The sequence below is a fragment of the Treponema putidum genome, from assembly GCF_000755145.1.
GTDB classification, from domain to species: Bacteria; Spirochaetota; Spirochaetia; order Treponematales; family Treponemataceae; genus Treponema_B; species Treponema_B putidum.
Genome location: NZ_CP009228.1, coordinates 2,073,419 through 2,098,345, shown reverse-complemented (window position 1 = coordinate 2,098,345; position 24,927 = coordinate 2,073,419). Strand labels below are relative to the sequence as shown.

19 protein-coding genes and 2 pseudogenes are annotated in these 24,927 nt (G+C 34.6%); 2 read left to right on the top strand and 19 right to left on the bottom strand.

All coding sequences use genetic code 11. The features are described 5' to 3' along the window. Window positions 1–3: 3 nt before the first annotated feature. The 6 genes and pseudogenes from JO40_RS09535 to JO40_RS14075 all read right to left on the bottom strand — a co-directional run bounded on the left by JO40_RS09535 (window position 4) and on the right by JO40_RS14075 (window position 6,120). Window positions 4–744 carry a WecB/TagA/CpsF family glycosyltransferase gene (locus JO40_RS09535; RefSeq protein ID WP_044979129.1) on the bottom strand — a complete coding sequence of 247 codons (741 nt, stop codon included), beginning with the start codon at window positions 742–744 and terminating at the stop codon, window positions 4–6. After that, window positions 725–1,497: pseudogene (locus JO40_RS09530) on the bottom strand (16S rRNA (uracil(1498)-N(3))-methyltransferase). The gene JO40_RS09535 and the pseudogene JO40_RS09530 overlap by 20 nt, the downstream one beginning before the upstream one ends. After that, window positions 1,497–2,975, bottom strand: coding sequence for a S41 family peptidase (locus tag JO40_RS09525; protein WP_044979128.1), 1,479 nt, complete (start codon window positions 2,973–2,975; stop codon window positions 1,497–1,499). The pseudogene JO40_RS09530 and the gene JO40_RS09525 overlap by 1 nt, the downstream one beginning before the upstream one ends. Window positions 2,976–3,088: 113 nt before the next feature. Then, window positions 3,089–3,817 (bottom strand): HAD family hydrolase, encoded by a 729-nt coding sequence (locus tag JO40_RS09520; protein ID WP_044979126.1) that lies wholly within the window; start codon window positions 3,815–3,817, stop codon window positions 3,089–3,091. A 12-nt stretch (window positions 3,818–3,829) separates the two neighbouring features. Continuing rightward, window positions 3,830–5,578 (bottom strand): energy-dependent translational throttle protein EttA, encoded by a 1,749-nt coding sequence (gene ettA / locus JO40_RS09515; RefSeq protein WP_044979125.1) that lies wholly within the window; start codon window positions 5,576–5,578, stop codon window positions 3,830–3,832. A 347-nt stretch (window positions 5,579–5,925) separates the two neighbouring features. Next, window positions 5,926–6,120, bottom strand: a complete 195-nt coding sequence (locus tag JO40_RS14075; RefSeq protein ID WP_173402615.1) for a hypothetical protein — start codon at window positions 6,118–6,120, stop codon at window positions 5,926–5,928. Window positions 6,121–6,510: 390 nt separating this feature from the next. Here JO40_RS14075 and JO40_RS09505 point away from each other — a divergent pair, with 390 nt between their 5' ends. Continuing rightward, a complete protein-coding gene (locus JO40_RS09505; RefSeq protein ID WP_044979122.1) occupies window positions 6,511–7,923 on the top strand; it encodes an MBL fold metallo-hydrolase RNA specificity domain-containing protein in 1,413 nt (470 codons plus the stop codon). Between the two features lie 4 nt (window positions 7,924–7,927). After that, window positions 7,928–8,705 (top strand): annotated as a pseudogene (gene rlmB, locus JO40_RS09500) (23S rRNA (guanosine(2251)-2'-O)-methyltransferase RlmB). Here rlmB and hisS read toward each other — a convergent pair. The 13 genes from hisS to JO40_RS09450 form a co-directional block, all read right to left on the bottom strand. Then, window positions 8,702–10,048, bottom strand: a complete 1,347-nt coding sequence (hisS, locus tag JO40_RS09495; RefSeq protein ID WP_044979121.1) for a histidine--tRNA ligase — start codon at window positions 10,046–10,048, stop codon at window positions 8,702–8,704. The pseudogene rlmB and the gene hisS overlap by 4 nt on opposite strands. Before the next feature lie 121 nt (window positions 10,049–10,169). Then, window positions 10,170–11,258, bottom strand: a complete 1,089-nt coding sequence (gene rfbB, locus JO40_RS09490) for a dTDP-glucose 4,6-dehydratase (protein ID WP_044979120.1) — start codon at window positions 11,256–11,258, stop codon at window positions 10,170–10,172. 18 nt (window positions 11,259–11,276) lie between these two features. After that, window positions 11,277–12,152: a glucose-1-phosphate thymidylyltransferase RfbA gene (gene rfbA / locus JO40_RS09485; RefSeq protein WP_044979119.1), complete on the bottom strand. Its 876-nt coding sequence runs from the start codon at window positions 12,150–12,152 to the stop codon at window positions 11,277–11,279. A gap of 54 nt (window positions 12,153–12,206) precedes the next feature. Beyond that, on the bottom strand, window positions 12,207–13,196 hold the full coding sequence (locus JO40_RS09480) for an NAD-dependent epimerase/dehydratase family protein (protein WP_044979118.1): 990 nt from the start codon (window positions 13,194–13,196) through the stop codon (window positions 12,207–12,209). Window positions 13,197–13,198: 2 nt separating this feature from the next. Then, window positions 13,199–14,269 carry a glycosyltransferase gene (locus tag JO40_RS09475; RefSeq protein WP_044979117.1) on the bottom strand — a complete coding sequence of 357 codons (1,071 nt, stop codon included), beginning with the start codon at window positions 14,267–14,269 and terminating at the stop codon, window positions 13,199–13,201. A gap of 2 nt (window positions 14,270–14,271) precedes the next feature. Beyond that, entirely contained in the window at window positions 14,272–15,072 is an 801-nt protein-coding gene (locus JO40_RS09470) for a glycosyltransferase family 32 protein (RefSeq protein WP_044979116.1), read from the bottom strand. Continuing rightward, the gene (locus JO40_RS09465; RefSeq protein ID WP_044979115.1) at window positions 15,069–17,927 is read right to left on the bottom strand and encodes a YidC/Oxa1 family membrane protein insertase; all 2,859 of its coding nucleotides are present in this window, start codon (window positions 17,925–17,927) and stop codon (window positions 15,069–15,071) included. Before JO40_RS09465 ends, JO40_RS09470 begins: the two co-directional genes overlap by 4 nt. After that, complete coding sequence (locus tag JO40_RS14795; protein WP_245608840.1) at window positions 17,924–18,706, bottom strand: alkaline phosphatase family protein; 783 nt, start codon at window positions 18,704–18,706, stop codon at window positions 17,924–17,926. The genes JO40_RS09465 and JO40_RS14795 overlap by 4 nt, the downstream gene beginning before the upstream one ends. A 94-nt stretch (window positions 18,707–18,800) precedes the next feature. After that, a complete protein-coding gene (locus tag JO40_RS14790) occupies window positions 18,801–19,574 on the bottom strand; it encodes a hypothetical protein (protein ID WP_245608839.1) in 774 nt (257 codons plus the stop codon). A gap of 173 nt (window positions 19,575–19,747) precedes the next feature. Continuing rightward, window positions 19,748–20,770 carry a YidC/Oxa1 family membrane protein insertase gene (locus tag JO40_RS14785; protein WP_245608838.1) on the bottom strand — a complete coding sequence of 341 codons (1,023 nt, stop codon included), beginning with the start codon at window positions 20,768–20,770 and terminating at the stop codon, window positions 19,748–19,750. Next, complete coding sequence (locus JO40_RS14780) at window positions 20,767–22,332, bottom strand: sulfatase-like hydrolase/transferase (protein ID WP_245608837.1); 1,566 nt, start codon at window positions 22,330–22,332, stop codon at window positions 20,767–20,769. Before JO40_RS14780 ends, JO40_RS14785 begins: the two co-directional genes overlap by 4 nt. Window positions 22,333–22,525: 193 nt before the next feature. After that, a complete protein-coding gene (locus tag JO40_RS14775) occupies window positions 22,526–23,629 on the bottom strand; it encodes a YidC/Oxa1 family membrane protein insertase (protein ID WP_245608836.1) in 1,104 nt (367 codons plus the stop codon). Then, entirely contained in the window at window positions 23,626–24,894 is a 1,269-nt protein-coding gene (locus tag JO40_RS09450; RefSeq protein WP_144242273.1) for a CDP-glycerol glycerophosphotransferase family protein, read from the bottom strand. The genes JO40_RS14775 and JO40_RS09450 overlap by 4 nt, the downstream gene beginning before the upstream one ends. Window positions 24,895–24,927 lie beyond the last annotated feature (33 nt).

The window sequence follows — 24,927 nt, the reverse complement described above, 5'->3', positions numbered from 1 at the left end:
TATCTAATCTTTCCTAAACAGTCTATAAAATAAGAGCAGAATATTATACCAAATATAACCGAAAAAAGTAAATATTCTAAAAGGATTTTTAATGACAGGGATTATAAAATCCCATCCGGAATTAAAAAGTTTTTCGGAGGGGCGCTTTTTAAATTTGGAAAAAATATCGATTAGGTTTGCATAGCGAATAAAGATACCTGAACTAAAATGTTCCTTGTTGCGGTGAATCCATTTTCTCCCACCGGGAACTCCCTTTCCTATTATGACCACAGAAGGAGCGGCCTTTGAAATCGCCGAAATAATATGGGGCTCCATCGACTTATGATAGTAACCGGCAAAGCGGCCAACCAACCGCAGCCCGGGAAAAGTGCTTCTCACATTTTTTTCTGCAATAAGAAGACTTTCCTGACGTCCTCCGAAAAGATAGAGGCTCTTATAGTGGGAATCTATTACGTTTAGAAAATCTATCACTACCGAAAACTGCTGCCGCCTTACGGGGACATCTTTTTTTAAAAAACGGGCTCCGCGTATCAGGCTTTTTGAAACCGGTAAACATAGAGCAGCCTCTTCAACCATGCTTCTAAACTCTCCGTTACGGCGGGCTCTAAGAACATCCCACAGAGTCATAAAGATAATCTGCTGAGGCCCTTCTTTATTTAAAAGAGACATCACGGTTTCTTCTATATCTTCTTCATGTAAAACATCAAGCGGAACATTTAAAAAATTAATTCTTTTTACAGCCACCTTTTTCCTCCATTATAACCTGAGCGGCCGCAATCGAATAAATTGCAGCCGTTTCGGCACGGAGCACATTTGTATTAAAATGTACTTCTTCAAATTTATGTTCTTTTAAAAATTCAATCTCTTTAGGGCTGATGCCGCCTTCACAGCCTATGGCAAGCACTACCGCCTCGGTCTCGGCCGATAAGCAGTCAAAAAAGCTAAACGAACCTACCTTTTTTTCGCTCAGCATTATAAAAGCGGTTTTCCTGTTTAGCGTATACTCCAAAACCGAATCCAAAGCCGCCTTCAATTCTTGGGCAGGAAGAATCTTGGTATTTACAATGGAACCTGACTGCTGTCTTGCCTCCCTGATAATACGCTCACGCCTTTCGGTTTGATTTATATTTTCTTTTTTTATAACAGAAAATTCTCCCAAAACAGGAACAATAAGCGAGCAGCCTGCTTCTGCAGCCTGCCTTACTGCAATATCCATATGATTCCCCTTTATAAGCCATTGCATTAAAATAATTTCTGCACGGGGTTTATAAGGTTCGGCATCTAAGACAAGGCAATCCTTTAAAAGCTTAAGCTCTACATATTTTTTTCGGTATTAATTTTAAAAACTTCAGCCGAGGCAGGCTTAACTCCATTTAAAGAAACCAATAAGGCCTGCCCTTCTTTAATTCTCCGCACGGAAACAAGATAGTTATAATCTTTTTTATCGAGCCGGATTATATTCTTATCCGGCCCTGCGGAAACAATCAGCTGCTTCATTATTTTTTATCTTCAGTTTTTGCCTTTTCTTCTTCCTGCATCTCAAAAAGGGTCTTCGTAGTTTTACAAAGAGCATTTACATCCTTTGTGTTTAAAAGATTTATTGCTGCCTGAAGCTGTTCATCGTCTTCATCTATAACAGGACTTTCGTGAGAGCGGTAGTATTCAACCTTTACAAGACTTAAAATCAGCTCATCCCTTACATTGTATTCTTTACCAAGTTTTTTAGAAAAATCTATCATCTCATTTTTTGAAAGAGAAGGCTTGCTCCTTGTGAAGTTTGCAATTTTAGAAGTCTTTAAAAGCTCAAGAACGCTCTTTTCTTCATCGGGTGTAAAAGTAGGCCTTGTAACTTCCAAGTCGGGAAGGATTCCCTGCTTATTGATATTTGCCCCGCTCGGAGAATAGTATCTTGCTATAGTAAGCTTCACAAGTTCCTTTTCGCTAAGCTGAACTATCTGTTGCACCAAGCCCTTGCCGTAAGAGCGGGTTCCTACAAGATAAGCCCTCTTATGATCTTTTAAAGCGCCTGCCACAATTTCGGAAGCACTTGCAGAGCCTTCATTGATGAGAACAACTATGGGCATATCTTTAGGAAGTTTTTTTACAAATCGGCGTACATTACGAGTTTCATTTGTATTGATGGCTCTTCCCTTTGTCGAAACCACAACTCCCGATTCTAAAAATATACTCGCTACATCGACAGAGCTTGTAATCAAACCTCCCGGATTATTCTTTAAATCAAAGATCAGCTTTGTACAGCCTTCTTCTTGTAATTTTTCTATAGCCTCGGTTATGCGTTTTGCCGAATTAGGGTTAAACTCTATCAAACGGATATAGGCAATATCCTTTCCGATTTTTGTATACTTTATGGTAGGAACTTCGATTATGGCACGGGTCAGCGTAAGATCAAATTTTAGGTTTTTTCCTCTAAGAATTTTTATCGTTACCTGAGTACCTTCTTTTCCCCGAAGCATATTTAAAACATCCTCCTGGGTAATCTCTTCGGTTTTTACTCCGTCTATTTCGATAATATAGTCTCCCGGTTGAAGTCCGGCCCTCCAGCCCGGAGTTCCTTCAATAGGGCTTGCAACTTCAACATAGGCAGGACGTTCAGGGGTAGATACGTTCGCTTTTGTAATATGAACACCTATACCTCCAAACACACCTGTTGTAGTATCCTCTAAATCATGACCTACCGTCGTATCCTTAAAAATATAAGAGGTATAAGGGTCTTCAAGAGAATTTATCATCCCCTCCATAGCCCCCTTATATAAAAGAGCGGGGTCTATTTCATCTACATAATTTTCTTGAAGGAGTTTGTACACGGATTCAAGATATCTTAAATTTACATCGGCATTATCTGCATCGGATTCCGAATTCGATGTCGCAGGGGCCCTCTGCGGCATAAAAAAAACAGCCGCCAACAGAAGGCCTAAAAAGATAATAGTATTTATCCAAGTTATTCTTTTATTCATCTTTCTATTTTGAACTATATTGTAAATTTGTCAATAGGGTGCGTTCTGCATAGATTAGCGGATTTTAGAAGGGATAAGTAAAGAATTTATCAAATAAGGTCATTAGGATATTTCTATAAATTTATCAATAATTCTATCAGCTCGTCCCAATCGCTTATTTTAGTAAATTCAAAATCGGGAGAAACACGGGTTTCGTTGTCGTAGGGACAGGAAAAGCAGCTTGTATACAAAATAGGTTTTATTCCGAGGGAGGCTGAACCTATGATATCAGCCCTCGGGTTATCTCCGCAATACCAAACCTCATCGGCGGAAAGGCGGGCTCTTTTTAAGGCAGCTTCAAAAAGAAGGGGCTCGGGTTTTCTAAACCCGTACTCGCTTGAAGCTATTATAAATTCGAATTTGTTTTGCGGAAGATATTTATTTATTCTTGCAGTCAAGGCTTTTTCAGAAAAAGAAATATTGCTTATAACGGCGGTTCTGATATTTTTTCTTTCCAAAAAGGACAAAAGTTTTTCGATATTGGGCATTGGACTGCAAGGAGCCAGAGCTTCCCAAAAAAGGAGCTCCAGCTCCGTGTAGGATAGGTTAAAGTCTATATTAAGGCTTTGAAAAAGGCAATTATAAAAATTATGAGTGTGTATTTCCAGATCGTTTTGTAAAGCCTTTGATTTTACCTTCTCAAAAATAGCCATTCCTTTTTCATAAAAGTTAATAAAATCTATTTTATCGGGGTTTCTATGAATTCGGGCATAAAGGGCCTTATATGCCCTTTCTAAATCAAGCTCCTTTTCATAGATAAGAGTATTCCCATAATCGAAAATAATCATCGCAGGGCTTTTCATAGTGTAAACTGCCTATCTTTCAAGTTTTCTGTAAACGCCTCTGTGGGGAGTGTCGGCATCCTTACCGTACTTTTCGCGTCTCCATTCGGCGTATTCAGTCCAGTTGCCGTCAAACCATACGACTTCGCCGTCAGCTTCGAAGGCCAAGATATGGGAGCAAACCCTGTCTAAAAACCAGCGGTCATGACTTATAACGAGGACTGAACCTGCAAAACTTTCAAGGGCTTCTTCTAAGGCACGAAGGGTGGTAACATCCAAATCGTTTGTAGGCTCGTCGAGCATTAAAACGTTTCCGCCCTCTTTTAGCATCATAGCCAAATTGAGCCTATTCCTCTCACCGCCTGAAAGCACGCCTACCTTGCGGGACTGGTCTTGTCCCGAAAAGTTAAACCAAGAACAATAAGCCCTTGAGTTTACCTCGCGTACACCTGAAGAACCGTCTGCAGCTCCCAGCTTTATAATATCAAGCCCGTCTGAAAGCTGCTCCCAAACAGTCTTGTTGGGATCAAGTTTTTCTCTTGTCTGGTCTACATAGCAAAGTTTTACCGACTCCCCTATTTTGATTTCACCCTCATCGGGTTTTACGATCTGCCTTTTTTGATCGGCACCTTCGGGAGTTTCAAAACCTGCTGCTCCGACTATCATCTTAAAGAGGGTTGTCTTACCTGCACCGTTCGGGCCTATGATGCCGACTATGGCTCCCGCAGGAACCGAAAAATTAAGCTTATCGAAGAGGATTCTATCCCCATAATGTTTTGCAGCATTTTTTACATCTATAACCAAGTTCCCAAGCCTAGGACCGGGCGGAATGGTAATCTGAGAGTCCTTTATTTTTTCCTTTGAGCCTTGGGCTAAAAGTTTTTCGTACTCATTGATACGGGCCTTGCTCTTGGCATGTCTTCCCTTAGGGCTCATACCAATCCATTCAAGTTCCCGCTTCAATATCTTTTGGCGCTCGGTTTCTCCTTTTTCTTCGAGGGCAAGTCTTTTTTGCTTTTGGTCGAGCCAGCTTGAATAGTTTCCTTTCCACGGAATGCCTTCTCCGCGGTCAAGCTCCAATATCCAGCCTGCAACATTATCCAAAAAATAGCGGTCGTGGGTTACGCAGATAATCGTTCCTGCATATTGATGAAGATGCCTTTCAAGCCATGCTACCGTTTCCGCATCCAAGTGGTTGGTAGGTTCGTCCAATAAAAGAATGTCGGGTTTTTGAAGAAGGAGCCTGCAAAGAGCAACCCGTCTTTTTTCTCCCCCCGAAAGCACATCGACTACTTGATCGGCAGGCGGGCATCTTAAGGCTTCCATAGCAAGATCGAGGCGGCTGTCCAAATTCCAAGCATCTGTTGCATCCAGTTTTTCCTGCACCTTGGCCTGTTTTTCCATCAGCTTATCCATATCGGCATCGGGGTCGGCAAAGGCCTCGTTTATCTTGTCGAATTCTGCAAGAAGGTCTACCAACTCCTGAACTCCCTCGGAAACAACTTCCCGTACGGTCTTTCCGCTTTGAAGCTGGGGTTCCTGTTCAAGATAGCCTATCGTGTAACCGGGAGCCGAAGAAACTTCGCCCGTATAATCCCCGTCAATCCCTGCCATAATACGCAAAAGGCTTGACTTACCGGATCCGTTAGAACCTATAACGCCTATTTTTGCACCGTAAAAATAAGAAAGGCTTATATCCTTTAAAACCTGCTTTGTCCCATGGGTTCTTGAAACCCTGTCCATTGTGTAAATAATTTTTTTATCGTCTACTGTCTTTGCCATAACCGATAATCTATCAAAGAAACGTTAAAAAAGCAAGAGGAAGAAGCCATCTCAATTTTTAATGCTTGCCCCATATTTACAAATATTTTTTTTACTGGTATACTACCTAGCATGACAATTGCGGGAAGAAACAGAGTGCGCCTAGCCGCCATATCAATTACAGCTTTAATTTTGATATTATCATTGATATCCTTTGTAGGTATTGTTCTTTATAGAAACCTTGATAGTTATGCCGTATTGATAAGTATTTTAATTTTTCCAATTTTATCTCTTATTTTTTTGATACTTGTATATTTTACGTTTAAAAAAACCCATGCGATAGAAATTTCTTTTTTTGCCATGTTTGTTTATTGCATAAGTTTTGAAAGCTTAAGGCTGATTTTTCCCATATATAACTTTTCAAATATACGGCTTGAGACTATTGCAAACCTATCACGATTGGTATATTTTTTTAGATTAGCAGGAATTATGTCTCTTTTTATGGCAGGGGTCTTTGCAAATAAAATCATAACCAGAAAAATAGGCTCCGTATTCTTTTTCATCTTTTTTATATCTTTTTTGATATGTCTATCTATGCCTATAAATAATTTTTACATAAACAGATATTTTATTTCGGATATTAAAGCCGGCCATTCATATATATACTTATTTTTAATAACGGCGATTTTGGCCTGTATAAATTATTTTTTTGTTTACATAACAAAAAGCATAAAAGAATATTTATTTGCAGCTATTTCACTCACAGGTGCCTTAATCGGCTATTTTTTTCTAATATATACCTCATCATATTTTTTATTGGGTATCGGTCTTACCCTATTCATTACCGGAAATATATGCTTTATAAAAAAGATTCATAGTTATCATCTATGGCAATAAAAAACAAATAAAAAACAGTACTTGATTTTTCACTGATTATAATGTATCCTTAACCTATGGCAATTAAATTTTACTCGCTCGGTGCTGCAGAAGAAGTTACAGGTTCTAAACATATTCTTGAAGTTGACGGGCATAAATACTTGATAGACTGCGGAGCTTTTCAAGGAAAAAGAGCTGAAGCAGACAAAAAAAACAGAGATTTTAACGTTCCCGCTCCCGAATTGGAAGCCGTGATCTTAACCCACGGCCATTATGACCATTGCGGCCTATTACCCTTACTGGGAAAGCACGGATTTAACGGCAATATATATTCAACTCCTGCCACAAGAGATATAGCAAACCTTGTTATGATGGATTCTGCACGAATTCAGGCCAGAGATAGAGAATACTTATCCAAACAAGCAGCCAAAAAAGGTGAAACCTTTAAATGGGTGCCTCTTTTTGATGAAACCGATGTAATACAAACCGTAAATCAGTTTGTAACAATCTCATATCATCGGCCTACTTGGATAGGCCCCAATGTTCAGCTGGAGTTTTATGATGCCGGCCATATTTTAGGTTCTGCAATGGCTCTGATTACCGCCAAGGATTCGGGCGGGGAAGAGATAAAAATAGCCTTTACCGGAGACTTAGGGCGAAAAAACAAGGCCATAATCCGCGATCCGGAAATTATTCCGCCTGTAGATTATATAGTTATTGAAAGCACCTACGGAAACCGCCGCCACGAGAAAACCGACAATGCCCTAAAACTGCTTGCCGAAAAAACACAGGAGCTCGTAGAAAACAAGGGAAAGATGATAATTCCGGCCTTTGCCGTTGAAAGAACTCAAGAAATTGTCTACTATTTTCATCTTTTGGTAGATAAAAAAATAATCCCCGATATTCCGATTTATGTAGATTCACCTATGGCTGTAAACGCAACGAGTATCTTTCAAGTTCATCCGGAATGTTATGATGCACAAACACATGAAGCCTTTTTAACACATCATAAAAATCCCTTCGGCTTTAACTCTCTTAAATTTATAACGAGCGTAGCCGAGTCCAAAGAACTGAACAATATTGACGGCCCCATGGTTATAATAAGTGCGGACGGAATGTGTGAATTCGGGCGTATAACCCACCATCTTGCAAACAATATAGAAAAGCCCTCGACAAAAGTAATGCTGGTAGGTTTTATGGCAGAAGACACCCTCGGCCGCAGACTTCAAAACAGAGAACAGGAAGTAAAAATTTTCGGCGAATGGCATCAGGTAAGAGCCGAAATCTTACAGATGAACGCTTTTAGTGCTCATGCCGACTATTTTGAATCTACTCAATGGCTTAATTCTTTGGAAAATCCAAAACTTAAAACGATATTCTTGGTTCATGGAGAACCTAAGGCCCAAACTTATTTTACCCAATACCTAAACGAAAACGGTTACAATGACGTAAAAACGGTAAAATACGGTGAAATCTACAATTTGGACTAAATTTATGAAAAAAACAATTACGGGTTTTCATGCAATAGACGAGATTTTAAGAGCTGAAAAACTTAAAATAGAAAAAGAAAAGAATTGGAAGCCGAACCTTGAAATTTTTTACTCAAAAGAAAGACCAAGGGTAAAAAAAATTCTGGAAGCTGCACGAAAATTAAAGGTAAAGATTGAACAAAAGGACAACCTCTTTCTTGATTCCCTTACTAAAACTTTGCCCGAACAGTTAAGGGATCACAGAGGAATTGTTCTTGTAACGGAAGCTGAAAATCAAAAAGAAAGAATTAGCGTCGATGAGTTTTTTGCAAAACTTGCAGAAAAAGAATCGGCCTTTGTGGTAATACTTGATTCCGTTACAGACCCTCACAATACAGGCTCCATTATACGAAGTGCAGATCAGTTCGGAATAGACGGAATAATAGTCCCTGAAAACAAAAGTGCGGGAGGCTTTGAGATTATAAGCAAGGTAAGTGCAGGAGCCTCCGCATGGGTTCCATTTGTAGAGGTAACCAATTTGGTTAGGACAGTAGAAAGGCTAAAAAAGGAAGGCTTTTGGATTTACGGAGCAGATGCCGGAGGAAAAGCTCTCCCCGGCCTCAAATTTCCCCAAAAAAACGGCCCTCATTATGGGAAGCGAGGGTAAGGGAATGAGCCGCCTTGTAGAAGAAACTTGCGATGAGATAGTATCCATCCCCACTCGCGGAAAACTTGACAGTCTAAATGTTTCAGTAGCGGCGGGGATTCTTTTATATGAAATAAGCAGAAAAAAACAAGTTTAAGCCTTAGCGGTATTTATCTTTTTTACAGCTTCGTTAAGAGGCATTTCATCCTCAGTTCTATTAGTCATATCCTTTAATTTTATCTTAAAACTCTGGGGTTCCTTATCGAATTCTTCCATACAAGAATCTTTACCTAAGAAAAGCCCCCACCTTATGTCTTTTTTTTCGGCATAGGTGTACTGAGGATTCATCTTTTTAGGCTCAGGATATACTTCAGCATTTATATTTTTGCTTTCAAAAATACTTGCTATCTTATAAGAAAGGGCCTGATCATCTTCAGGTAAAGAAAAAATAAGGAGATCGGTAAAGCTGGCCTTTGTTTTTTGATGTCCCAGCTGCTCAAGGGCAGCTAAAAGCCTGTCAAGCCCGATGGATGCTCCCACTCCGGTAATAGACTCTTTCATGTAAAGGCCAGTCAGGTTATCGTACCTTCCGCCGGAACACACAGAACCTATTGATGGTAAATCGGTCAAAAAAGTTTCAAATACTACACCGGTATAATAGTCCAAACCTCTTGTAATTGAAGGGTCAAAAACAACTGAATCTTCGATTCCAACAGCTTTTATCAAAGAGTAGATATCCCTCATCCGTTTTGTATCTTCGCTTGAACCTCCGGCAAGAGTTTCAAGATGTAAAAGAGTTTTTTCAAAATCTTCACTTTTTAGTTCCTTGCTCACACCCGAAATATAATCCAATATTTTTTTAGCCTTTTCTTCAGAACTTAATTCGCTAAGAAGTCTTAAAACTTCATTCTCACCTACTTTAGAAATTTTATCTACAATTCTCAAAACTTCTTCACTATCTTCGGACAAGTTTAAAGATTGTAAAAAACGGTTAAATATGCCTCTGTGAGAAACATGAATTTTAAAGTTAGAAACACCTAATTCGTTTAAGGCCTTTTTAATAATACGTAAAATTTCAAAATCAACTGCGGCAGTATCCGAACCTAAAGTATCAAAGTCGCACTGTAAAAATTCCCTATAGCGGCCTGCCTGAGGCTTTTCTCCGCGCCAAACTTTTCCCAAATGATAGCGTTTGAAAGGAAAATATATTTCGTTTTTATGTTCTGCAACAAATCGGGCTAAGGGAACGGTTAAGTCAAAGCGCATAGCAACATCCCTACCGCCGTTATCATTAAACCGAAAAACCTGTTTCTCGGTTTCTCCTCCGCTCTTTCTCAATAGAATTTCGGAATACTCCAAGGCAGGAGTGTCGATAGGCACAAAGCCGTAATTTCTAAAAACCTTTACCAGTTTTTCCATCAACAAGGCTCTTTCAATTTCTGCAGGGGGAAGAAAATCCCTAAAGCCCTTTAAAACTTTCGGTTGTATTAAATCACTCATAGTTCTTATTTTACAATATTTTTTTAGATTGGACAAGGGTCAACATTGACGAATACAATATTTACTTCGCTAACGCTGACTTCATCAATGTTGGCTTCGTCAACGTTGACTAAGTCAACGTTTATCTTTTTTTATAGTTTTTTTCTATCCAATTAAGATACTCGCCGGAGCGGACATTTTCTATCCAGTTTTTATTATTTAAATACCACTCAACAGTATTTTCAAGGCCTGTCTCAAAATCAAAACGGCGTTTCCAATTAAGTTCATTTTTTATCTTAGTACAGTCAATGGCATAGCGGCGGTCGTGACCTAACCTATCGGTTACATGGGTAATGGTTTTTCTTACATTTTCTTCGTTAAGACCTGTCTTTTTGCAAACAATTTGAATGAGCTTATTTAAGAGTTTTATATTTTCCCACTCATTTTCGCCGCCTATATTATAGGTTTCACCCGGTCTTCCTGTTTTTAGTATAAGCCTTACAGCCTCATTGTGATCTTCAACATGTATCCAGTCTCTAACCTGCTTACCGTCACCGTAAACCGGAAGATTTTTGCCTTCAAGCATATTTAAAATCATAAGAGGAATCAATTTTTCAGGGAATTGAAAAGGGCCGTAATTATTGGAACAGTTTGAAATAGTAACAGGAAGTCCATAGGTATAAAAGTAAGCCTTTACCAAGTGATCGCTTGATGCCTTACTTGCAGAATAAGGAGAGCGCGGAGAATAAGCTGTAGTTTCTTCAAAATAACCTTCATTTCCCAAAGAGCCGTAAACTTCATCCGTGCTTATATGATGAAAAAGAACGCCATCACGCATTGTTCCGTCAGGTTTTTTCCAAAATTCTTTGGCAGCATCCAAAAGGTTAAATGTTCCCAAAACATTTGTCTTTAAGAAAATCTCAGGCCCTAAAATAGAGCGGTCAACATGACTTTCAGCTGCAAAATGAACAACTGTGTCGATATTATATTCAGCAAAAATTTTGTCGACGATTTCTTTATCACAGATATTTCCATGCACAAAAAAGTAACGGTTTTTGCCGAATTCTGATTCTACATCGGCAAGGCTGGCAGCGTTGCCTGCATAGGTAAGAGCATCCAAATTGACGATACGTCCCTTAAAATCAGAATCTTTTTTTAATAGACTTCGGATAAAATTCGAACCTATAAAACCCGCACCGCCGGTTACCAGTATATTTTCAAAATTCCGCATTGATTGGAGCTCCTTGACCTAACAATTTTCCGCAATGTATTTTAAATAATCCCCATACTCATTATTATACAATAAAGATAAATTTAAAAGCTGAGCCTTTGAAATCCATTTTTGTAAATAAGCTATTTCTTCTATGCAGGAAACATACATCCCCTGCCTTTTTTGAATCGTTGCTATAAAATTTGATGCTTCTAAAAGGCCGTCATAAGTTCCCGTATCAAGCCATGCCATGCCGCGGCCCAGCTTTTCAACTCTTAATTTGCCCATATCCAAATATGCTTTATTTACGGATGTAATTTCAATTTCACCTCGTGCCGAAGGCTTGACCGATTTTGCAATTTGAATTACCTCATTATCATAAAAATACAAACCCGGAATTGCATAATTTGATTTTGGATTTTGAGGTTTTTCCTCAATGTTCAAAACATTTCCTTCATCATCAAAATCAACTACTCCGTAAGCTCTTGGGTCCTTAACATAATAACCGAAAATTAAGGCGCCTCCATTAGTTTTTATGGAAAAAACCGAGTCCGCCAAGGTGCTGCTGAAGCCCCTTCCATAAAAAATATTATCCCCCAAAACCAAGGCACAAGAATCGGATCCGATGAATTTTTCACCCACGATGAAAGCATCGGCAAGGCCTCTAGGTTTATCTTGAACGGCATACTCAAATTTCATACCCAGCCAGCTTCCATCACCGAAGAGCTCTTTAAAAAGACCTATATCCCGAGGTGTAGATATAATTAAAACCTCACGTATACCGGCCAGCATCATAACCGACAAGGGATAATAAATCATGGGTTTATCATACATGGGCAAAATTTGTTTTGAAACAGCCTTTGTAAGCGGAGATAAACGGGTGCCTGCCCCTCCTGCTAAAATTATTGCTTTCATAAAAACGCCTGCCAAGAAATTTAGAATATAAAAAACTTAAGTACTTAAAAATTTTTACTCGGTATGAAAAACATGATCTTCAATTTTATCGATAAATTCATACTTTACTGTGTTACTTAGACCCTCAGCTAAGGAAACCGGAGCACTAAATCCGGTTTTTGAAATATTTACCGAATCAAAAAGAGTATCGGCACAGAATTTTTTTACCCTGATTGAGCTGATTGCGAATTTTTTTCCGGTTATTTTGGAAAGTAAATCAAAACACAGACCGCCGAAATAGCCCAGCCAATATGGCCAATGAAAAATTTTATGATTCTCATTTCCTAAGATTTTATAAACTTCATTGGTAAGAGAATTCATATCAAAGTCAGGTTTATCTATATAATTAAATAAGTGTTCACCTGTTCCATTGTTTAAACAAAATTCGATAAAGGCTGTTATGTTTTCAACATAGGCCATTGACTTTTTATTTTTTCCATTGCCCACAAAAGGAAAAAATCCTGAACTTATTTGTCTTAATAAATTATAAACATTACCTCTGTTTTGCTCGCCGAATACAACAGTAGGTCTAATTATGGTAAGGGAATTTTCTTTATCGGTTTTAAGCCAAGTACGGTATTTCCCTTCAGCTAGCCACTTAGTTCTACCGTAATCATTAAAATAATTTATAGCACCTGTCTCATTTGTGTTAAGGGGAGCAAAACCATATACTGCAACAGAACTTGTAAAAATAATTTTTTTTATTTCCAATTCCGAACAGACATTGCATACATTTTCAGCACCGTCAACATTTACTTCATCATATAGGCTTTTAGGTTCAACATCGTCCCTATGTTCAGCCGCCAAATTGATAACGCAGTCAAAGTCAGAGGATAATTCTTTTTTTAAAGAATCTATATCTCTTACATCAGCAAAGACTCTCAAGTTGGAATAGTACTTACTATTCTGCTTATCAAGAATTTTAATTTTATGTCCGGATGCTAAAAGTCTCTTTGTTAATCTCGTTCCTATAAAACCTGAACCGCCTATTATTGCTATGTGCATTTTTAATCCTTTGTTATCTCTTTATATAAATTACGGTAATTTTCCCACATAATATCCAAAGTAAAAAACTTTGAAAATTTTTTAAATGAAGCTCTTTCCATTTTAGCCTTTTTATTGTCATCCTGCAAGATATTACTTATTGCCTCAACGGCATCTTCATCAGTTTCGATTAAAGCACCATTTGTAACATCAACCAGCTCAGCAATTCCACCTACATCTGATGCAACTATAGCCTTTTTTTGAGCCATGGCTTCTATAATAGTCATCGGAAGCCCCTCATAGTTGCTAAATAAGACAAAAAGATCACAATACGGTAAGAGGCTTGATGCATCAGGATAATCTCCAAGCAAAAAAACATTGGAAGGAATAGAATACTCTTTTTTTATCTCATCCATAGATTTATCGGCAGAGCCGCCGACCCAGACAAAGAGGTAATCTTTCATTGAAGGATCGGAAGCAACAGATAAAAAGCTTTGAAATCGTTTTTGTCTGGAAATACGTGCTATCGTCATAATAACTTTTTTATATAAAGAGGAATCAAAAGGTTTTAAAGAATCGGCAGAAATCAAACTTATACCATTGTAAATCATTTTTATATTTTTAGTAATTTTTTCTTTATATAATTTTTTCTCATCATATTTTGAAACTGCAACTATTGCAGCACAAAACCTTTGTAAAAAACGCTCAAGCGGTAAAAAAAATCTATGGTGAAGACGGATCGAATCAAACCCATGCACAGTATAAATTATTTTTTTTCTATACTTAAAGCCTGCAAAGCGGCCTAACGTTCCGGCCTTACTTGAATGTAGATGAATAATATCGGGAGAAAATTCATTAATTACCTTCTTTAGCTCAAAATAGCATTTCAAATCCGGTAATAACCTAATAGGTTTTATCATATTTTTAATCTTAAATCGAATAACAGAAGGAATCAGTTTATCCCATAGATATCCGCCCTCCATTGAAGCTACAGCAACGGTATTTCCTTCATCAGAAGCCATATTGGCTAAAGAAATACATACGGTTTGAGCGCCTCCAAGTTCAGTGTTGGTGATTATATGTAAGATTTTCATCTTTATACCATATTCCGGTTTCTAATAACAGCTAATAATTTTTTAATCGCTCCCATAAAACCGACTTCTTTAAAAATACATATAATACGCACCGGTGATAGAATAATATTAGTTAGAATATAACCTATCTTGGGAATCAAAAATCTGGAATATTTTATATATTTCTTTCGTAAAGGAATAGTCCAACTGGCATCAAAGTGATGAATAGCATATGTATTAGGGGTTATACCGATTATCCCAGTCCTTGGATCCTTAGGGTTAAAATAATCAATAGGATATATATTAATATTTTTTATTAATTGTATTTTATTTTCTTTTAAAAAACCATGTTTATATAATATATCGGTAACACGCTCTACAATTGTTGTAAGATCCGGCTTACCGTTAGATTTAAAGAAAGATGATTTCTCATACGAGTTTAAAATTTCAGCATAAAGCAGATCTTTCTCAGAAGCTGCAATACCTAAGCCCGGATTTACAGTTCCCGAGGTTTCCATACCGAAAAAAGCCCCTCTTTCTATAATTTTATCAATAGGCTTTATAACCTCAACATCAGTATCAAAATACACTCCGCCGTATTGATACAAAATATCAAATCTGGCGTAATCACTTACAAAGGCATACTTTTTTGCCTGATAAGCTTGAGCTGTATAAGTAATTTTATTTACATCATAATTTTTTTCATTCCATTCTTTAATTTCATAATCGGGACAATATTTTTTCCATGATTCGATACACCTAAGAGCCGTTTCCGGTAAAGGATTTTCTCCGAACCAACAATAATGGATTACCTTTGGGATCATTTTGTAATTTCTCCCTGTGGAGACTCCATACTCCACGAATTAGGATCAAATATGGATCCGGTAACATAGTACTTATCATTTTTTAAAAAAGTAACATTAGGCCCAAAAAACATTCTTGTTCTTTTAAGTTTGTCTTCAATGGATAAAAAACGAGGATCAACATCATCTATTTTATTCAATCCCGCATCAGTAACCAACATTGAATGAAGATCAGCAGAACTAATATATAGCGGGTCATCAACTAAGTCACCTCTGGAATCTAGCGGCTTAATCAACAAAAGACTGTTAGCGGTAGAAAGATTTTTTTCTGAATTTTGATAAGTAATATTAGCTGATTTAGGAATATCAGAATCATAAAAAGTATTACCATGATCTGCAAAAATATATACCACGGTATTATCATAAACATCGGCTTCCTTCATCCATTCAAACCAAGCTATCAAATAATCAAGTGTCAGTTTTGCCGAATATAGGGCTAAATCTTTATTATTGAAGGCAGAATAACTAAAATTCCCAAATTCAGCCTCTTCCATTATTTTTCCGAATTTATTAACCCCATAAGGGTAATGCGGAAGCATTGTATGAATATACATACACTTATTCCGTTCAGTATCTCTAGAGGACGAAATCATAGGTATAAGTTCCAATCCGGCGGCTCTATTCATGACAGAATGTCGGATATTACTCAACTTAGCCGATTTATGAAAAAAAAGCCATTCTTCATCATCATAAATTATATATTTAAAATGGTATGGAGTTGATTGTAATATTGATAACATTATAAACAGCATTGGATTTGATTCACCGGATGTCTTATCATCTTTATAATCTTTTAATTTTTTCCAGTATTCAAAAATACCTGCTTGTTCAATTGTATGGTAGTTAGACATATCCACACCAGAGTAATCACTGCCTGAATCAACACTCATATCATAACCTGAACTAAAAATATTATTAAAGAAAAAAGAAGCGGCCTCAGTATTTATTTCGTTATAATCCATTGACTCAGATGCTTTGAAACTATACTCATGCCCTCCCAACAAACCTGCAAGAGACCTTTTTGTAGAAATAGAAACGGAAAGGCAATCGGGATACCAGATAAACCCAGACAATTTTTGTCTATATTCAGGATTTTCATTAAGTATTTTTCCCAAATAATTTCCATTAAACATATCTACCAAAACACATACAAGATTTTTTTTATTTTTAGAAAAAATATAATTATTATATACTGTCTGAGGTAGCTCAATATCGGCATTTTCAGAAGTTATTCGCATTTTTTCGCGAGGTCTTTGTCCATATAGATTTATTAAAACTATAGATAAAATTAGAGGAAGAATCAAACCAAAAGAAAATACAGCTTTTTTATATTTTTCCATCAAAAGTTTTGAAATATACAACAATCCTGAAAGTATAAAAGCATCCAATATATAATAAATCAATCTCATACTAAAAATTGCATCAGCATTTTTTAGCATAAAAAAATCAAGTTCCCCTACATTGAGTTTAAAAATCAAAGAGTATATGAGAAGCACAAGCAAGACAAACAGACATAATAAATCATATCTGATTTTTATGTACATTGGAAGCAAAAAATAAAGCAGCACAAAAGAACAAAAAAATACGCCAGCAGGGATAAGCAAAGAAACAAAGTATTCAAATATCCCAATTTTAATAATTTCGGGATTATTTATATAAAAAAGAATGGGTAAATAAAAAAATAGCCAAAATACGATAAAAAAAATTATTGGTATACTATTATGTATATAAGACTTTTCAGTATAGGTATTTTTTTTATAATAGAAAAAACGGCTGAATGAAAACACAACAATAAAAGTAGCATAAAATCCATTTAAAAGCTTTATATTATCCGGCGAAATATATATATTTGTTCTTAACGTAAAAATTAGCAAATATAAAAAAGGCAGATAGAGAATCCAAACAAATAAAAGTTCATAGATGTTTTTTCTTGTAAACTTAAATATAATCACAACAAGACTTAAAATAAAAGAAGCACCTATTACGGAAAAAAGAAAATATTTATATGTAATAGAATTCCTTACGAGGGAATAAACCTGTAAACTGCATAAAAGAGTAAAGAAAAAGAAATATACAATGTTGATATCCTCTTTTATTATCTCTTTTAAAGACTTATCTGCCCCACCTTCTATTAGTACAGGCACCTCAGATAAACCGGCTTTACGTAATATAACCCCCTTTATAAAGCTAAATACATTATTCATCGTCCAATACAAAAGTAAGGCTGACGGCGAGTTATATAGCAACACTAAAAATATACCAGCCATTATATATAGCTCTTTATTTGCATTCCAACTCTTACTTCGCGTATAATATACGGAATAAGCTATATTTATTATTGTCATCACAAAGGGTAATACATTAACTCCTGAAACCAGATTATCAGGCATACCTAAGTCTTTTATAAACAAGAATGACACACCATTATATCCAGAATACTTTGACAACACCTCATAAGCTGCAAAGAAAAACGGTATTTGTATTATAAGACCAAAGGATGTTCTAAATGTATACCACCACTTATAATCATATATCTTTCTTGCTGCTTTTGTAAGATAAAATCTTTTTTGTCCTTCATAGTTTTCATTTATGCTTTTTATATCTTTGTGCATTTTTTTCTGAACAACTTTTTCTTTATTTTTCCAGCGTTCTGCCAAATAATAAAGAGGAGCCGTTATTGCAGTTATAAATAAACTTAAAAGTATTAAGGCTATACCATAATTCCCGCAAATATTATATGAGTAATTAAATACTGTTTGTATTAAAACAACGAAAGGATACAATAAACCCGTTAAAACTTTAGACATAAAACTCATTTTTCGGCTTCTTTAGGAGGTGTCATACTCCATGAATTAGGATCAAAAATAGAACCTTTTACATAATAAGTATTATACTTTTCCTTTTTTTTATAAGACGATGTATAATAAAACCGGATTCTGTTTTGATTATCTTTATTTGTACGAGGATCCTGCCCAAAAATATTTGGAAGCCCCGTATCTGAAGCTAGCATTGCCGGTAAATCAGAAGAATGAATATAAAGAGGAGATATTTTTAATGTTCCGCCGGCATTCAGCTGTTTTGTTAAAACCAAGGTATTTGCATGAGAAATATCATCATCTAAGGTATTATAGTTAATATGATTAAGTTCAGGTAAATCGCTATCACAAAACCAATTACCATGGTCAGAAAAAACATATATAACCGTATTATCATATACGCCTTCTTTTTTCATCCATTCAAACCAGCCTATCAAAACATCTAAGGTTTTTTTTGCAGAATACATAGCTGCAACGGAATTTTCTGCATTTTTTATACCGGGCACCGGAAATCCTTCTTTTACAATGACACCCTCTTTGTTTATTGCATAAGGTGAATGAGCCAAATTATTATGGATATATAAGAAATACTTATTTTCCGTTTCCGTATCAACTTGTGAAACTTCATGCAAAATTTCAATTCCGGCTAAATCTCTTATTGCAGCTTCCGTAAACCTGATAAAGAATTTCTTATTATAATAGAAAATCCAGCTGCCGCTGTCATAAATAACAGGCTTACAAAAATGAGGTGCCGATTGAAACATAGCAAGAAATATCATTAAAAAACCATTATTCTCTTTTTTAGGAGTCTGCGGATAGTTATGTTTTGCCTTCCAATAGGGTTTATAATTTGTACTGGAATCTATATGTATTTTATCTGAAGCCTCTTAATTTAAAATATGCAGCATCCTGCATTGTTAAAGTATAACCTGCATCAAGAACATTTTTAAAAAAGAATTCACCGGCTTTTTGATTTGCTACTTTCATATCATCTTCCGTACCCTTCTTATACTCAATATATGCTGTCATATTAGGACCGCCCAACAATCCGGCAAGAGATTTTTCAGTATTTGAAGAAATTGAAAGTGAGTCAGGGTACCAAACAAAACCGTAAAGCTTTTCTTTATACTCAGGATGTTCGTCAATTAAACGTTTTATATAATTACCGTTAAACATATCTGCAATAAAATAAACTATATTGGTATTTTTTTTAGAGAATTTATACTTTGAGTATGCAGTTGTAGGCATATCAGTATTGATAATTTCAGGTTCTTTTGTGAAGTCCGTATTTGAATACTTTAAAAACAAATTTACGGTAAGAAAAATAATACATAATATTACAAATATATTTAACTGTTTTCTCTTTTTTAATATGATATATTTACCGGCTAAAATAAGAATTGAAAGTAAAACTGCATCAAAAAAATATTTTATAACAGAAATACGTTTAAGCTCATTTTGATTTGTAAAAATATAACCATCTAATTCACCAACTTCAATCTTTATAAATAAAGAGTATATAACTGCCGCTAATAATAGAACAACAGTAATCAGTTCTAAAGTATATCTAAAATTTTTAGGCAGAAAATAATATAAAAGAGTATATATTATCGCAACGGATGCTGCTGTAGAAACAAGGGTAATCATATATTTTGTAAAAGATATATCTATTATTTCAGGGTTTTGTATATAAAAAAAGACCGGTAAATAAATACAAACCCAAAAAATTAAAGCAATAGCCGGTAAAAAGAATTTATAAGTTGATTCATATTTTTTATGCTTTATCCCAAGTATAGTTTTTATACAATATAAAATTAGCCCTATAGCAAAAAACGAAAATAAAAAACCTTAAGATTTTGATTTGAAAGTATAAACTCCATATCACGTCTAAATAAAAAAACATAAATAAACGGTAAAAATACCAGCCATTGTAATAAAAGTTTAAGAAAAATATTTTTTGTTCTTATTATATATAAAGTAAACAAGGATAAAATACCGGAAATCCCGGCTAAAAGTAATACACTATATTTGACGGTAACGGGCCAATTCATAAACCAATAAACCTGTAAACTGCATAAAAGAGTAAAGAAAAAGAAATATACAATATTGATATTCTCTTTTATTATCTCTTTTAAAGACTTATCTGCCCCACCTTCTATTAGTACAGGCACCTCAGATAAACCGGCTTTACGTAATATAACCCCCTTTATAAAGCTAAATACATTATTCATCGTCCAATACAAAAGTAAGGCTGACGGCGAGTTATATAGCAACACTAAAAATATACCAGCCATTATATATAGCTCTTTATTTGCATTCCAACTCTTACTTCGCGTATAATATACGGAATAAGCTATATTTATTATTGTCATCACAAAGGGTAATACATTAACTCCTGAAACCAGATTATCAGGCATACCTAAGTCTTTTATAAACAAGAATGACACACCATTATATCCAGAATACTTTGACAACACCTCATAAGCTGCAAAGAAAAACGGTATTTGTATTATAAGACCAAAGGATGTTCTAAATGTATACCACCACTTATAATCATATATCTTTCTTGCTGCTTTTGTAAGATAAAATCTTTTTTGTCCTTCATAGTTTTCATTTATGCTTTTTATATCTTTGTGCATTTTTTTCTGAACAACTTTTTCTTTATTTTTCCAGCGTTCTGCCAAATAATAAAGAGGAGCCGTTATTGCGGTTATAAATAAACTTAAAAGTATTAAGGCTATACCATAATTCCCGCAAATATTATATGAGTAATTAAATACCGTTTGTATTAAAACAACAAAAGGATACAATAAACTCGTTAAAACTTTAGACATAAAACTCATTTTTCGGCTTCTTTAGGAGGTGTCACACTCCATGAATTAGGATCAAAAATAGAACCTTTTACATAATAAAGATTTTTTTTATTTTCAGTACGCGAAGGTGCAAAAAATAAACGGGTTCTATTTTTATTTTCTTCTATTGTCACTTTTCTAGGATCAATATCATTTAAAAAATTAATATTTAAACCGGTTAATAACATAGAAGGTATATCGGCAGAACTTACGTACAAAGGATTAATTTCAATCATTCCGGTTTTATATTTATCCTTAACTAATAGAAGAGTATGAGCCCACGATATATTATCTTCAGCATCTGGATATGTGACAGCTTTGGAGACAGGAATACCGCTATCTTTGCGGTCATTTCCATGGTCAGAAAAAACATATATAACAGAATTATTATAAATTCCATTCTGTTTTAACCAATCAATATACTTTATTAAAAGAGAGATTGTCTTTTTCGCAGAATAATAGGCAAACTTTTCCGTAAATGATATTGAAAAAGTATCAGTGAAATCATCATCAGCAGATACAATATTTCCATCATGATTAATACCCCATGGATAATGAGGAAGCAAAGAATGTAAAAATAAAAAAGTATTCTTTTTATCATTTACTACGATGTTTCTGTCGGATAATGTATCAAGTTGAACAACACTTGAAATACATAAGCCGGTTTGAGCAGTAATTGCACTTGATTCTCGAAAAAAAAGCCAACCTCGCTCATCATATAAAATAGATTTTAAATAATGAGGAAGAGACTGAAAAACACCTAAAAGCACATATAACTTTACCTTATCAGATTGATTAATTTTTCTTTCATAATTATTTCTCTTACGCCATTCATTTTCATGTAGCCAGAATTTATCAATAGTAACAAAAGATAAATCGGCATATTTTATATCACTTTGATTTGATACCGTAATCTCAAACTCATTTGATCTTAAAGCATTAAATAAATCATTACAAGTCTCACCAATAGCATCTTTATAATCCTGTTCAATAATATCATCAATATAATTCAAAGATTTTTTAACTGCAGAATGTCCTCCAAGCAATCCGGGTAAAGAACGCAAAGTCTCATCAGAAATAGATAAACAATCAGGATACCATACAAAGCCATCTAATTTTGCTTTATACTCCGGTTCTTCATCAAGAATTCTTTGCATATAATTTCCATTAAACATATCTGCAAGAATAAATATTACATTAGTACCGTTTTTTGATAATTGATGTCTTTCAAATTCCTGTATAGATAATTTAGCAGTATCATCGATAATTTGAAGAGGCTCCATATTAATAACCTTAGTAATCAAGACTATAGTCAATAAGAATGGAATTACAATACAAAATTTTAAAATAAACTTAATTTTTTTCGTATATAAAGTTTTTGATAAAAAAGCCAATATAGCAAGAACGATAGAGTCTAACACATAAAAAAATAAAGGTAATTCATACAGGTTCTTTTCTTTTTTAAACATAAAAAAATCAAGTTGGCCTACATCAATTTTTAAAATAAGAGAATATACAAAAAAAGATAATATAATAAAAATCAAGCCTTGCATATACGTATTTTTTATATTTTCACTAGATACATGATATATAAATGTTAATACTAAAAAAAATATAAATGCAACCAGTACTAACTTAAAAAAATATACTCCAAATGGGATATTTACTAAATTGGGATCTGAAGTATAATATACAATAGGTAAATAGATAAATATCCAAAACACAAGAAGAAATACGACAGAAATATTATTTTTTTTGAACTTGAATACTACCTCTATTATATTTAAAATATAAGTTTTGTAAAATAAATATTAAATAGGTGATTAAATATGTTGCATAAAATCCTGTCAAAAGTTTTACATTAGCATTCGAAATAAATTTATTATATTTTCGCCCAAAAATAAACAATAATAATATAGCAAAAAAAATTAACCATCTAATAAAAATAGAAACAAAATAATGTTGAGCTTTCTTTCTTATCAAAGTAAAAAAAGATAAGAAAACCGATACAAAAAGCATAAATATTAGAAAGTACTTATACGTATGTCTAAAATTCACATTCCAATAAACCTGTAAACTGCATAAAAGAGTAAAGAAAAAGAAATATACAATATTGATATTCTCTTTTATTATCTCTTTTAAAGACTTATCTGCCCCACCTTCTATTAGTACAGGCACCTCAGATAAACCGGCTTTACGTAATATAACCCCCTTTATAAAGCTAAATACATTATTCATCGTCCAATACAAAAGTAAGGCTGACGGCGAGTTATATAGCAACACTAAAAATATACCAGCCATTATATATAGTTCTTTATTTGCCGTCCAACTCTTACTTTTCGTATAATATACTGAATATGCAACATTTATTATCGTCATCAAAAATGGTAAAATATTGACCCCAAAAATAAGATTGTCAGGCATACTCAAGTCTTTTATAAACAAAAAAGATACACCGTTATATCCTGAATACTTTGACAATACTTCATAAGCTGCAAAGAAAAACGGTATTTGTATTATAAGACCAAAAGATGTCCTAAATGTATACCACCACTTATAATCATATATCTTCCTTGCCGCTTTTGTAAGATAAAATCTTTTTTGTCCTTCATAGTTTTCATTTATACTTTTTATATCTTTGTGCATTTTTTTCTGAACAACTTTTTCTTTATTTTTCCAGCGTTCTGCCAAATAATAAAGAGGAGCCGTTATTGCGGTTATAAATAAACTTAAAAGTATTAAGGCTATACCGTAATTCCCGCAAATAGTATATGAGTAAGTAAATACCGTTTGTATTAAAACGACGAAAGGATACAATAAACCTGTTAAGATTTTAGATATAAAACTCATTTTTCGACTTCTTCCTTAAGTATATTTATAATGTGTTCTGCGGCAGCCGCTCCGGCATATCCGAAATTATAGATATTTTTTTCTCTAAATGACTTAATTTTATCTGAAACATCGTCATAGTTTTTCATGATAAACATAATTTTCTCTTGAATTTTTGTAATATCTTCACCGGCTTTTTCAGCAAGGGTTAAACTTGCTTCGATATCATATCCGGAATTACCAATATCTTCAGCCTCATATCCACCTACCCCCGTCTCATAATTAACTATTATTATCGGGCGTGTATAAAGATAGGCAAAGTCAAAAAGGACACCGGATAAGTCCGTTACCAGAATATCGGCAGAAGCCATACTTTCTATTCCGGTATTATTGGAATCCAAATGAAATTGGGGATGACCGGAAAATTTATGCTTAATATCATCAATTATACTTTTATCCGAAATAAAACTTTGAGGATGAGGTCTAAAAATAACCTTCATTCCTGTTTTTATAAGTTCGGAAATAATTTCAGTTTTATATTTTGTTACCGAACTCCTTTTACCCCAAGAAGGGGCATATAATATGGTATTACCGTCAGGTTTAATTGTTTTTTTCTTCTCCGCAGCCTCATTAACAAGATAATCATAATATGTACATCCTGTAGGATAAAACTTTTTACGCGGTAAATTTCTGTAATCATCAAGGAAATCTTGAGCTTTTTGCGTAAATGGACCTACCGAAAACACATCATCATAAAATGATAAGGCATATTTTTCATAAAAATCCACTCCTGTCGGGGCATGAAAAAGATGAGCATATCTTTTCACATTTTTTGAACGTTTCCACATATAAACATCAAGTCCGGGCGTAGTAGAAACCACAAGTTTTGTTTTGATCATATTAAGATACGAAATTGCAGCCAGTTCTTTTCCGGGATTTATAGGCTGATAATTTTTGTCATCGGTCCTAAAAGTCAAGCCCGGATCACTTTTATCGGGACTAATATAAGCACATGGAACATTTCTTTTCAAAAGAGCTTCTACCACTGGCTGAAAGATATGCCAATATTTTTTACCTTCTGAATGAAAAACAATATCCGGCAAGTCTTTTCTTGCTGCATTTTTTCCTTTTCCTGAAAACACAAACTCAAGAATCCTATACCACAAATTCCTCAATGCAAAAATAACCGAACTTGCTATACCTATAACGGCATATAACAAGAGGCTTCCTGTTCCCGGATCAAGATAAGCAAAGGCATATACTGGAACCAATAAAAAAATAAACAATAAAAATATTTTAATTTCATAATTAACCTCTTA